The organism is Streptomyces sp. NPDC048696 (assembly GCF_043198895.1).
Classification (GTDB): domain Bacteria; phylum Actinomycetota; class Actinomycetes; order Streptomycetales; family Streptomycetaceae; genus Streptomyces.
Map to the genome: position 1 here is coordinate 636,998 of NZ_JBICVJ010000002.1, position 12,229 is coordinate 649,226.

Annotated in this window: 8 protein-coding genes; 3 read left to right on the top strand and 5 right to left on the bottom strand. The window is 73.3% G+C overall.

Annotated features, from left to right (window positions below; genetic code table 11):
- Window positions 1–25: 25 nt before the first annotated feature.
- On the top strand, window positions 26–433 hold the full coding sequence (locus tag ACGFRG_RS05910) for a CoA-binding protein (RefSeq protein ID WP_361424364.1): 408 nt from the start codon (window positions 26–28) through the stop codon (window positions 431–433).
- Window positions 434–588: 155 nt separating this feature from the next.
- A complete protein-coding gene (locus tag ACGFRG_RS05915; RefSeq protein ID WP_393261741.1) occupies window positions 589–1,452 on the top strand; it encodes an alpha/beta fold hydrolase in 864 nt (287 codons plus the stop codon).
- A 96-nt stretch (window positions 1,453–1,548) separates the two neighbouring features.
- Here the strand turns inward: ACGFRG_RS05915 and fxsT are convergent, their stop codons facing one another.
- The 4 genes from fxsT to ACGFRG_RS05935 form a co-directional block, all read right to left on the bottom strand.
- Entirely contained in the window at window positions 1,549–5,526 is a 3,978-nt protein-coding gene (fxsT, locus tag ACGFRG_RS05920) for an FxSxx-COOH system tetratricopeptide repeat protein (protein ID WP_393261744.1), read from the bottom strand.
- A complete protein-coding gene (locus ACGFRG_RS05925; protein WP_393261746.1) occupies window positions 5,510–6,868 on the bottom strand; it encodes a TIR-like protein FxsC in 1,359 nt (452 codons plus the stop codon). Before ACGFRG_RS05925 ends, fxsT begins: the two co-directional genes overlap by 17 nt.
- Before the next feature lie 94 nt (window positions 6,869–6,962).
- Complete coding sequence (locus ACGFRG_RS05930) at window positions 6,963–9,449, bottom strand: FxsB family cyclophane-forming radical SAM/SPASM peptide maturase (RefSeq protein ID WP_393261748.1); 2,487 nt, start codon at window positions 9,447–9,449, stop codon at window positions 6,963–6,965.
- 347 nt (window positions 9,450–9,796) lie between these two features.
- Window positions 9,797–10,369, bottom strand: coding sequence for a helix-turn-helix domain-containing protein (locus ACGFRG_RS05935; protein ID WP_393261751.1), 573 nt, complete (start codon window positions 10,367–10,369; stop codon window positions 9,797–9,799).
- A 133-nt stretch (window positions 10,370–10,502) separates the two neighbouring features.
- Between ACGFRG_RS05935 and ACGFRG_RS05940 the strand changes: the two genes are divergently transcribed.
- Window positions 10,503–11,366 (top strand): EamA family transporter, encoded by an 864-nt coding sequence (locus ACGFRG_RS05940; protein ID WP_393261754.1) that lies wholly within the window; start codon window positions 10,503–10,505, stop codon window positions 11,364–11,366.
- A gap of 25 nt (window positions 11,367–11,391) precedes the next feature.
- Here ACGFRG_RS05940 and ACGFRG_RS05945 read toward each other — a convergent pair whose 3' ends face one another.
- Complete coding sequence (locus ACGFRG_RS05945) at window positions 11,392–12,135, bottom strand: acyltransferase (RefSeq protein WP_361424346.1); 744 nt, start codon at window positions 12,133–12,135, stop codon at window positions 11,392–11,394.
- Window positions 12,136–12,229 lie beyond the last annotated feature (94 nt).

The window sequence follows — 12,229 nt, forward strand, 5'->3', positions numbered from 1 at the left end:
ACCCGAGGTCCGCGGGAGGCACGGCGTGAACAGCGAGCAGGAGACGATCCACCGGGTCCTCACCGAGAGCGGTGACACCTGGGCGATCGTCGGGCTGTCGTCGAACGAGCGGCGGGCGGCGCACGGGGTCGCGGACGTGCTCCAGCGGTACGGGAAGCGGATCGTGCCCGTGCACCCGAAGGCCGAGACGGTGCATGGGGAGCAGGGCTATCCGTCGCTGGACGCGATTCCGTTCAAGGTCGACGTCGTGGACGTCTTCGTGAACAGCGAGCTCGCCGGGGACATAGCCGACCAGGCCGTCGCGGCCGGTGCCAAGGCCGTCTGGTTCCAGCTCGGGGTCATCGACGACGCGGCGTACGAGCGGACGCGGGCGGCCGGGCTCGACATGGTCATGGACCGCTGCCCGGCGATCGAGATACCCCGGCTCGGCTGAGCCCGAGGAGCGGAACACCCAGGACATCCGGAACACCCGGAACACCCGGAACGAGGAGCGGAACACCCGGTAGCCGTAGCCGCTGTACCGGCCGCGTGCCGTACGCGCATACTGACGCGAGCCCAGCCTGCGAACGGACGTACGGGAGGCGCTCCTTGCACAAGGTGATACGCACCCCGGACGGCCGCGAGCTGGCTGTCGAGACCCGTGGGCACCCGCTGGGCAGGCCGGTCTTCCTGCTGCACGGCACCCCCGGCAGTCGGCACGGCCCGGCACCGCGCAGCACCGTCCTGTACCGGATGGGCGTCCGGCTGATCACCTTCGACCGGCCGGGGTACGGAGACTCCGACCGTCGGCCCGGACGCCGGGTGGTGGACGCGGCCGACGATGTGGCGGCGATCGCCGACGCGCTGGGCATCGGTGAGTTCGCCGTGATGGGGCGCTCGGGCGGTGCACCGCACGCGCTGGGGTGCGCCGCACGGCTGCCGGACCGTACGGCCAGGGCGGTGGCGCTCGTGCCGCTGGCGCCGCGCGACGCCGACGGGCTCGACTGGTTCGAGGGCATGACCGAGGACAACGTCCGCGCGTACACGATCGCGGCGGGCGGGCCCGAGGCCGTGAGCGCCGAGCTGACGGTGCGGGCCGAGGCGATCCGGGCCGACCCGAAGGCCACGGTCGCCGCGATGCACGGCATGGTGCCCGATCCGGACCGGGGAGTCCTCGCCGACGCGGCGATCAGAGCGCTGCTGGTGCGCAACTTCGCGGAGGGGCTGCGCACGTCGACCGGTGGATGGGTCGACGACGTGCTGGCGCTGAGCTCGCCCTGGCGGTTCCGGCCCGAGGACATCCGGGTGCCGGTGCTGCTGTGGCACGGCGCCCAGGACGTCTTCGCGCCCGCGCTCCACACGCGGTGGCTGGCGCAGCGGATCCCGGGGGCGCACTGCGAAGTACCGTGGGATGCCGCGCACTTCGGCGCCCTGGAGGTGTTCACCCGGGCCCTGCGCTGGGCCCGGTGGTGACGTCGCCCGGTGGTGACCCGGCTGGGCCACCTGCGGCTGGGCCACGTGCGGCGGAGCCGCACAAGGTCGCAGCCCCGCGCCCCTGAAGGCGCCGGATCACACCGGCTGGATCTCGATGTCCCGGTCCAGCCTCCGCCAGGCCCTCGCCGCCTCCGCTGTCGGGTGGTCCACGCCCAGCTGCTCCGCGGCCGGTTCCAGGACCGCCGCGCGCAACCGCGCGGCCTCCTCGCCCCGGCCCGCCGCCCGGAGGGTGACCGCCAGGTTGGAGCGGCACACCAGGACGTCGGGGTGGCGCGGGCCGAGGGTGTCCAGCAGCCGGTCCAGGACCGCTCGCTCCCAGCGTTCCGCGAGGTCGGGGCGGTCCAGATCGCCGTACACATTGGCCAGGTTCACGCCCGCCGCGTGCACGAAGGGATGCTCCGGGCCGAGCGCGCCCTCCAGCGCCGCGCGGACCTGCTCGGCGTCGTCGGCCGCCGCCTGAGCACCCTCGGTCGCCCGTCGGTGGACGACCACGTTGTCCCGGCAGGCCAGCGTGTAGGGGTGGTGCTCGCCCAGCGTCTGGCGGTAGCCCTCCAGCATCCGGCAGGCGAGGACCAGGGCCCGGCCCGGGTCGCCTACGGCCGCGTGGTCGGCGGCGAGGTTGAGGCCGCAGGCCAGGGTGTCGGGCGCGGTGGGCCCGTACCGCTCGTACAGGCGCTCGTACGACTTCGTCGTGATGCGGATCGCCTCGTGCGGGTGGCCGGCCCGGCGCAGGGAGACCGCGAGGCTCTTCGCGGTGCGCAGCACTTCGGGCGCGCGCGGGTCGAGGACGCGGCGCAGCCCGTCCAGGACGTCCCGCAGCACCTGCACGGACGCCTCGTACTCGCCGTTGTCCCGCAGGTCCATGGCGAGATGGCCTTTGGTGGCGAGGGCGAAGGGGTGGTCGTCGCCGAGCAGCAGGGCGCAGCGCTCGACGGACCGTTCGTCGAGCCGCCGGGCGGCCTCGCTGTTGCCGGTGAGCCGGTAGTCGATGGCGAGGTTGTTCGCCGCCATCAGGGTGCGCCGGTGGTCCTCGCCGAAGAGCCGGCGCATCCCCTGGTAGATCCACAGATCGCGCTCCAGTGCCTCGGTGAAGCGGCCGACGGCGCGCAGGTCGGCGGCGAGGCTGCCGGTGACGATCAGGACGCTGGGGTGGTCGCCGGCCCGATGGTCCGCGCGGAAGTGGCGCCGCTGGCGCTCCAGGGTGTCCTCGTCCAGCTCCAGGGCCTGTTGGTAGCGCCCCTGGGCCCGCAGCGCGTTGGCGAGCTCGAAGCGGATGGCGAGCGTCTGGAGGTCGTCCGCGCCGAGCCGCCCGGTCCAGAGGTCGTCGAGCTGGACACCGAGGGCACGGGCGCTCTCCAGTTCGCCGCGGTTGACGAGATAGCGGATCCGGTCGACCATCAGCTGGCGCACGCTCGCCTCGTCGCAGTCGGCGACGCCGGACGCGAGCAGATGCGGCCAGATCAGTTCGAACTCGGGCCAGCTCCTGGGGTCGCTGACCGGGTCGTCCCGGCCGACGCCCTCGGTGGGCCGCGCCTGTGCGAGCACGCGGTGCACCACGTGCTTGGCCTCCGCCTGCTCCTGGGGGTTGAGTGCGGCCCGTACGGCGGCCTGGACCAGGCGGTGCACCTGGATGCTGCTGTCGGCCGGGTCCACCTTGGCCAGGGCGAACCGGTTCAGCGTCTGGATGACCCGGCCCAGCATGTACCGCTCGCGCAGGTCGGTGTCGTACGGAAGGAGCGCGTCGAGCATCACGTCGCTGCCGATGAGCCGCATCGAGACCGACTCGGCCGAGAAGAAGGACAGCAGCTCCAACAGCCGTACGGCGGACCGGGATTCCTCGCGGAGCCTGCTGATGGAGATGGTCCAGGTCGCGCTGATGCGATGGCCGTAGTCCTCGGGGGTGCCGAGCGAGAGGACCTGGGTGCTCTGTTCCCTGAGCTGTTCCAGGTAGGCGTCGACGGGCGTCGCGGTCTCCGCCAGCCAGGCCGCCGCCACCTCGACGGCCAGCGGCAGGTCGCCGACGGCGGCGGCGACCTGGTCCCCGTCCGAACGCGAAAGACCCGTGACCCGCCAGGTCAGGTGCTCGACGCTCTCGGCCCGGGTGAAGACGTCGACCCCGATGCTCTCGGCCCGGGCCGACGCGGGCTTGCTGCGGCAGGTGGCGATCACATGCCCGTACACCCGGCCCGGCAGGGGGGCGACGCTCGGCGGCAGCCGACGCAGCGCCGAGTCGGGGTCCTCCACATTGTCGAAGATCAGCAGCCAGCGCGGATAGCGCTCGCCGCTCCACAGCTCCTGGAGCGCCGCCAGGGCCGCCACGCCGACGACGTCGCCGGCCTTGAGGTCCATCTCCTCGGCGAGCTGGGCGAGGGAGGCCACCACACGGTCCGGCCGCTCCGCCTCGATCCACCACACCAGGTCGTAGTCGGCCCGGAACCGGTGCGCGTACTCCAGGGCCACCTGGGTCTTGCCGACACCGCCGAGGCCGTGCAGGACCTGGACCCGGCGGTGGGTGGAACGGCTGTCGCCGCGCAGCTGGTCGCGCATCCGGTCGAGCAGGGCGGTGCGGCCGGTGAACCAGCTGTTGCGCGGCCGTATGTTGGAGATCCGGGGCGTGCTGCCGGGGAAGCGCGGCCGGTCGGGGCCGGTCGGCAGGACGGGTATCGCCTCGGTCCGCTCCAGGGCGCCGAGCAGTGCGGCCGCCGCCCGCGTCTCGTCGACGCGCACCAGGTCGACCGGGCCGCGGCTGCCCGGCGGCGGGGTCAGTCGGACGTCGCCGACGCGCACCGGGAGCATCCTGCGGCGGCCGCCGGAGCGGTCCTGGGCGGCTTCGCCGTCCCACAGCCCGCGCCCCTCACGGGACTTGAGGTAGGCGGCGGACGCGATGTGCAGGACGCGGTAGGCGCCCTCCTTGGCGAACTGCTCCTCGACCCGGTCCGGTTGAGGGGTGCGGGCGTCGGCGGCCACCGGGTGGAACCCGGCCGCTTCGAGCACGGAGGTGATCCAGTCCACCCACATCCGGTCCTCGGAGACATGGCTCAGCACGATGTTCACCGGCGACTTGGGGCGGCGCCGGGTGAAGGCGCCGACGTGGGCGAGCCGCAGCGACTCGTCGATCGGCGGCAGCCCGGTGACCCGGCCGTCGGTGAGCACCGAGGTCAGCCGCTCGCACGCGGCGAGCACGGAGCTGGCGACGCCCGGCGGGTCGCCGAAGGTCGCCAGGACCTCCTCGTACGCGTAGAACGGGCGGTACGGGATCTCCACGGTGCCCCAGTACGCGCCGGCGCCCTCGATGCCGAGGCCGGTGGGGAAGCCCGCGAACGCCTCTCTGGCCAGCGCCCGCCCGGCGTCCGCCTTCTCCTTCTCGCCGTCGTCGATCCGGGTCGGCACCGGCAGGACGCGGATGTTCCGCTCGCCGTAGCGCTCCTCGATGTCGCGGGCGACGGCGGAGGCGCCGTCGATGCTCTGGTCGCTGAGGGTGAAGCAGACGACGAGGACCTGGGGCATCTGGACCGTGCAGATGTCGGCGATGTCGCTGAGGCCCGTGCGGCTGTCGATGAGGGTGTAGTCGTAGTGGGCCCGCATGTCGGCGCTCATGGCGTCGAAGAACTGGCCGCCGCCGGAGTGCTCGTAGAAGTGGTCCCAGTCCATCCGGCCGACGACCGAGGCGTAGTCGCGGTTGCGGCGCCCGGCCGAGAGGAAGTCCAGGCTGCCGCCGCCGGGGAAGGACCAGTCGAGGGAGACGGCGTGCGGACGCACGCGCGCGTAGCCGCGGTACCAGTCGGGGTCCCGGTCAGGGGTGGCGCGGCGCACCTCCTCCTGGTACTCGGTGATCAGGTTGATGAGCCCGGGTGTCGCCTCCAGGGCGCGCAGGTCGAGGAAGGGGTGGAAGAAGCGGTGCAGTCCGGGCGCTTCGAGGTCCCAGTCGACGGCGAGCACGCGATGGCCGTTGGCCGCGAGGATCCAGGCGCAGTTGGCGAGCGCCATGGTCCGCCCGGTGCCGCCCTTGTACGAGTAGAACGTGATGACGGTCCCGTCACGGTTCTCGGCCATCTGAGGGGCCCTCCACCCGGTCGGCCTTGCTCTGGTCGGCGGCTCGCCGCTCGCGCCGTGCCTCGGCCGGGTCCGACCGCCCGTATCCGACTCCGCGCGGCAGCACTCGGGGAAGCGGTGTGCCCGGCCCGGGCGTCGCGTCCGTGCGGCCGGCGCTCTCGTAGTGCCTGACCGCCGACCGTACCGCCCGCGGCAGCTCCTGGCTGAAGGCTTCCAGGGTAGGCAGTCCGCCGCCCCGCGTCAGGTGTCCCTCACTGTCCCAGGCGCGCGCGGCGAGCACGTCGTCGGCGGTGTCGCGCAACTCGCCCTCGTGCAGCCGGGATTCCGGGTCCACCCGGTTCCAGGGGATCATCACACTGATCCAGGGCCGCGGTTCGGCCGAGAATCGCCGTACCAGCTCGCGGTGGCGGGCCGAGCCGAGCGCCCAGCGGTCGAGCAGCAGCAGCCCGGGGGCGGCGGGCGGCCCCGGGCTCAGCAGCCGCTCGGCGCTCTCGTCGAACTCCCCCAGGACCACCGAGTAGTTGAGGTTGCTGACGAGGTCGGCGGTGTGGCTGGCCAGGGGGCGGGCGGACATCGGATGGTACGGGTTCCAGTCCTGCGGCCGGGAGCCGTAGCAGTCGGGGCCGCGTCCCGGCGGCAGGCCGTCGCGGGAGCAGGCGAGGACGGTGACGTCCAGGCGGCGGCCGGGCCCGGGGGCGGAGCCGAACGCCGAGGTCAGCGTGGCGTAGTCCTGGAACGGGTCGCCGTCGGCGATCCGGGTCTGCTCGGCGACGCTGACGACGCGCTTGGCGAGCCGGTAGACGGCGTGCTCGTAGTGGTCGCGCAGATAGTTGAGCTTGATCATCCCGTAGAAGCCCTCGTCGGCGTACTCGTCGCCGAAGTCCGAGTGGTCGAACCTCAACCTGCGGGCGGGCTCGGGTAATTGGTGCGGAAGTACGGGGGTCCACAGCGCCGGGATGATCGCCGGGGGCGAGCGGCGCTCGCTGCGCGACTGGTGCAGGGTGTCGCGGCCGGCGAAGGCGAACCACTCACGGCCGCACTGCTCGCTCAGGAAGTAGCGCGGCGAGTAGAGCGGGACGAAGACCCGGCACAGCGCCAGGGCTTCGGTGATCTGCCCCTGCCAGTCCTCGCCGGGGCGCACGTGCTGGTCCATGAAGCCCGCGGGCACCCCGGCCGGGAGCGCGGTCAGCTGCATCACATGCGCGGACAGGTCGCGGAAGAACCGCCTCACCCACAGGTCGGGGTCCCTGTCCCGGGGGTCGTTCTTGGGTGTGTGCGCATAGCTCAGGAAGAAGTACGGCCTCGGCTCGCGCCCCCCGCCCCCAGCGGCTTCGTGCGGCACCGCTCCCTCCCGGTCCGAGTGGGTGGGTCCTCAGTGTAGAAAGCCGACGATCCACGGCGGAACCGCCTGTACGCGCCGAATCGACGGCACCCGGTCAACCGCGCGGCGCGTTGCGGGCGCGCCAGGCGTCGCGGTGGCGCCGGGCGGCGTCCCGCGCGCCGGTCAGCGCCCGGGCGGGCACCTGTTCGGCCTGCCAGGCGGCCGCCGTCTCGCCCATCGCGGCGACGAAACGTTTGCCGGACGCGGTGAGCGAGGCGCTGCGCGCGAGGGTGTCGACGGCGTCGGTGGTCTGCCGGCGCCACCGCGCGAACTCCTCCTGCGCCCGGTCGCGGGCCGCCGGCCCCTCGGCGGCGGACCGGCGCACCCGCCAGAAGTCGGTGACGGCGAGGTGGGCGTAGGTCCCCTGGAGCAGCCCGCCCAGCGGCCTCGGGTCGTCGCGCCACGGGGCGTAGTAGCGGCCCCGGTCGTCGGGGTCGTACAGGTCGCAGACATCGAGCACCGCGCTCAGCTTGACGTGCTGGAACTCATGGACGATCAACAGGGCCAGCAGGTCCGGGCCGGACGGGCGGGCCGCCGCGATGGCCCCGAAGGCGTCCCGGCAGGTGGCGCTGGTGTCGCCGCCGAGCCGGGGGGCGAGCGGCGTGACCACGCGCAGTCCTGCCGAGATTCCCGGGGCGTACGCGGGGAGTTGACGCTGTATCAGGGACCAGGCGGCGGCGATCCCCTGGGCCCAGGCGCGCGCCCCGGGCGCCGGGAGCCGGTCCGCGACGGGCCACTCGTAGCGGTCGCGCAGCGGGTCGGTGTCCTCCAGGGCGACCGTCCAGCCGTCCGCCTCGACGAGCCTGACCGGCTGCCAGTACGCGGTACGCCCGTCGAGGCCCTCGCCCCAGCCCATCCGCAGCCGACGGCCGCCGGACCGTACCGTGAACCCATAGGACTCGGCGGTCACTTCGGCCTCCTCTGCATCACCCGGCAGCAGGGCGCGGCCGATGCCCGGCAGCCGCAGGGTGCCCTCGCGCAGCGGAACCGTGACGGCGTCGGCGCGCCGGGCCCGCAGTGCGGCCGACGCCGCGAGTTCGGCGAGCCCGGCGGCGGGCGCGCCCCGGGCGTCGGCCCCGAGGACGCCCAGCGCCCACGGCCGGAAGTACGGGTGGGCGAGCGCGGCGTCGAGGGCCTGCGGCGCGCCCGCGTCCAGGTCGACCAGGAGCTCCCAGGCGGCCGTCGCCCGCCCGTCGGCGGGCCGGACGCGGCCGCCGACGGCGGCGAGCAGGTCCCGGTTGAGGTCGAGCTGCGCGAGGGCGAGGCGCCGGACGGTCGCGGCGCCGCCGAATCCGGCCGCCAGCTCGTCGAAGTCGCCCGGTTCCAGAGGGTGTTCGGCCATCTCGGCGGCTTCCCCGACCGCCGCGTGAGCGGTCGCCTCGTGCGGACGGGTGTGCTCGTGCGTGGGTGCCTTCGTTTTTGTACGGACCTCCTCATGCGTACGGATGCGGGTGATCAGTGCCAGCAGGTCCGGGCAGAACACGGACGGGTTGTCGAAGCCGTTCGCGGTGCGGTAGCGGTGGGCGTAGAGGCCGCCGCCGCAGGACTCGACGACCGGACACGCGGTGCACTGGGCGCACAGCGCCTCGATGCCCTTCTGCCGGGCCAGCACCCCGGGGTGGCGCAGCACGTCGTCCAGTGAGTGCTCGAAGACGTTCAGACCGGTGGCCGGGGCGCCGTCGTACGACGTCTTGAGGCTGTCCGCCTGCTCGTAGGTGCCGTCGGTCTCGATCACGACGAGGTCGGCGGGGGCGAGTCCGAGCGATTCGGTGAGGCTGCTCGCGCCGCGCAGGGTGCGGTGCACCGACTCGAAGGTCCGCACCGGGACCGGGCGGCCCGCCGCGTCCCAGCGCCGGTACACGGCGTCGAGCCAGTCGGCGTACGGGGTCGCCTGCCCGGTGGGGCGCGGCGGCGGGGTGTCCCAGGTGGCGTGCGGCAGCAGGAAGTCGATGCGCGGCGGATCGAGGGCGACCAGGGCGTCGTAGACGGCGAGCGGGTCGTTCTCGATGTCGATCGTGCACAGCAGCCCGGCGAAGAGCTCGCGGTAGCGGGGACGCCTCAGCAGGGCGACCGCGTCCAGCACCTTGGCGTGGCTGCTGCGGCCGTCGGCGTACCGGCGATGGCGGTCGTTGGAGGCGCGGTCGCCGTCCAGGGAGAGGCCGACCCGGATGCCGAGTTCCCGGAAGAGCTCGCAGAACTCCTCGTCGAGCCGGACGCCGTTGGTGTGGATGCGCAGGTCCAGGGCGCTGATCCCGGCCAGGGCGCGGCGCAGCTCCTCGGCCGCGCGGCGCAGCAGGACCGGTCCCGCGAGCAGCGGTTCGCCGCCGTGCAGGACGACATGGACGGTGGGCAGTCGGTGGATGCGGGCGTGGTCGGCGATCCTGGCCGCCGAGGCGGCCAGGATCTCCTGCGACACCGCTCTGGGCCGACCGCGCCAGCTGGTGTCGGCGTGCTCATAGACGTAGCAGTGGTCACACGCGAGGTCGCAGCGGCTGTGCGTCTTCAGCACAACCTGCGACAGCGCCGGCGCGGGCCGGTCCACGGCGGATGCCCGGCGCTAGAGCGACGACTGGAAGCTGGCGACCCGTACCGTCGAGCCGTCGTCGGCCGCCATCAGTCTCCGTACGCCGACCGGCACTTCGCCGGCGCGTGCCTTGACCGCCTGTACTTGCAGCTGCGACCGCTCGCGTCCCTGCCGGTCGATCTTTGGACAGGGCCTTTCGGCGGCCGTGACGAGGTGTTCCAGGGGAGCCCCCTCAGTCAGGCGTGCGGAGGATCGAGGGCGGACGCCCTCTCCGCACATACTTTTCCCCGCTCGTTGCGAATAATCGCACAGCAGTCGGCGCGACAGTACAACCCCTTTGCGGGGACGACGTGTTCGAGCCACCCTCACCGCTCGAACGGGACCGAGATCGCCATGGTCATCTCGACCGGTTCGGTGCCGTCGTTGCGGTAAGTGTGGGGCGCGTTGGCCTCGAAGGAGGCCGAGTGGCCGGTCGGGACGGGGTGGTCGGTGCCGTCCACGACCAGGGTCAGGGTGCCCTGGGTGACATGGATCAGCTCGATCGTGCCCGCCGGGTGCGGGTCGGAGGCGCTGCCGTCGCCGGGCATCAGATGCCACTTCCACATCTCCAGCGGACCGGGCGCCTCCGTGCCCGCGAGGAGCGTGGAGTAGCTGCCCCGCTCGGTGGACCAGAGCCGGACGGCCTGGTCCGGCGGCACGATCCGCAAGCTGGGCCCGCTCTCGTAGTCGAGCAGGGTCGTGATGCTCACGCCGAGCGCGTCGGCGATCTTCACCACGGTGCCGACGCTGGGGTTGGTCCGCGCCTGCTCGATCTGGATGAGCATGCCGCGGCTGACACCGGCGCGGGTGGCGAGCGCTTCCAGGGTGAAGCCGCGCTCGGCGCGCCAGTGCTTGACGTTGCGGGCCAGGGACTGGGTCAGCAGGTCGAGGTCCGACACATTCCGTCCATCGTGTGGGCCGCAGTGGCGGCCGGTCAATACCTGCCATCCAATATTCTGGATGACAGGTCTAATATATTGAACTACGGTGCGATGCACCCCACTGTTCACCGCACTGTACTGCGAGGCCCCCATGACAGCACTGTTCGCCCTGGCCACCAGCCTCCTGTGGGGACTGGCCGACTTCGGCGGCGGGCTGCTCACCCGACGCCTCCCCGCGCTGACCGTGGTCGTCGTCTCGCAGTGCACAGCCGTCGTGGTCCTCGGCGCGATCGTGGTGGCGACCGGCGGCCGGCACCAGGCCGACCACCGGCTCTGGTTCGCGGTGGCGGCGGGCGTGGTCGGCCCGGTCGCGATGCTCAGCTTCTACAAGGCGCTGGCACTCGGCCCGATGGGCGTGGTCTCCCCGCTCGGCTCACTCGGTGTCGCCGTGCCGGTCGGCGTCGGCCTGGTGCTGGGCGAGCGCCCCGGCGTCCTGCAGTTCGCCGGGATCGCGGTCGCCGTGGCGGGTGTCGTGATGGCGGGCGGCCCGCAGTTCCGGGGCGCGCCGGTGCAGCGGCAGGCGATCGCGCTCACACTGCTCGCCGCGTTCGGCTTCGGCGCGGTGATGGCGCTGATCGCCGAGGCGTCGACCACGGTCACCGGCCTGTTCCTCGCGCTCTTCGTGCAGCGCGTCACCAATGTCGCGGTCGGCGGCGCGGCGCTGTACGTGTCCGTGAAGCGCGGCGGGGACGCGCTGCCCGAGGGCGGCTTCGGCGTCGTCCGCGCGGCGCTGCCCGCGCTCGCCTTCGTCGGGCTCGCGGACGTGGCCGCCAACGGTACGTACGCGATGGCAGCCCGGCAGGGCCCGGTCACCGTCGCGGCCGTGCTCGCCTCGCTCTACCCGGTGGTGACGGCGCTGGCCGCCCGGGGCGTCCTCAAGGAGCGGCTGCGCGGGGTGCAGGCGGCGGGCGCGGGCATCGCCCTGGTCGGCACGCTGCTGCTGGCGGCGGGGTGAGGGCGGGCGGCCGAACCGCACACCGCTACACCTCGTCGGGCGTCAACTCCGCGAGGGCCAGCAGCTGTTCGGGGGTGACGCCCTCCGGGATCGGGACCGGGGCGGGGGTGCGCAGCGGCGGCTGCCAGCCGTTCTCCTCGTCCCAGGTGCGCACGACCCGGGCGGGCGCCCCGGCGACCACCGCGTGGTCCGGCACCTCGCCCCGGACGACCGCGCCCGCCGCGACGACCACATTGCGGCCGAGCCGCGCGCCCGGCAGCACCACGGCGCCCGTCCCGAGCCAGCAGCCCGGTCCGATCCGAACCGGTTCCATGCGCGGCCACTGCTTGCCCACGGGCTGGTGCGGGTCGTCGTAGCTGTGGTTGGTCGAGGTGATGTAGACGTACGGGCCGCAGTACGTGTTGGAGCCGATGGTCACCGTGGTGTCCGCGATGACGTGGCTGCCCCGGCCGAGCACCACGCCGTCGCCGAGCCGCAGTATCGGTTCGGCGCCGAGGTCGAGGCCCGGCATCATCCCGGCCGTGAGCGTGACCTGTTCGCCGATGATGCAGTGGTCGCCGAGCTCGATCCACGGCTCGCCGAAGACCGTGCCCTGCGGGAACGCGAGCCGGGTGCCCTGGCCGATACGGCCGAAACGCAGCCGTCCGGGGTGCTCGGCGGTGACCGCCCCGGCGTTCTGGACCCACTGCCAGCCGCGCTGGACGGCGCCCGCGACGGTCCGGCGCCGCCAGGCGGTCAGGGATGAGAACGTGTTTCTGTTCTTCGGCACCCGCACACGGTACTCACCGGCAAGCGGGCAGGTCGGCGGCCGGACCTGTGATCTTCCGCTCAGCCGGACCGGCCCGCCTCCCGCGCCCCGGGGC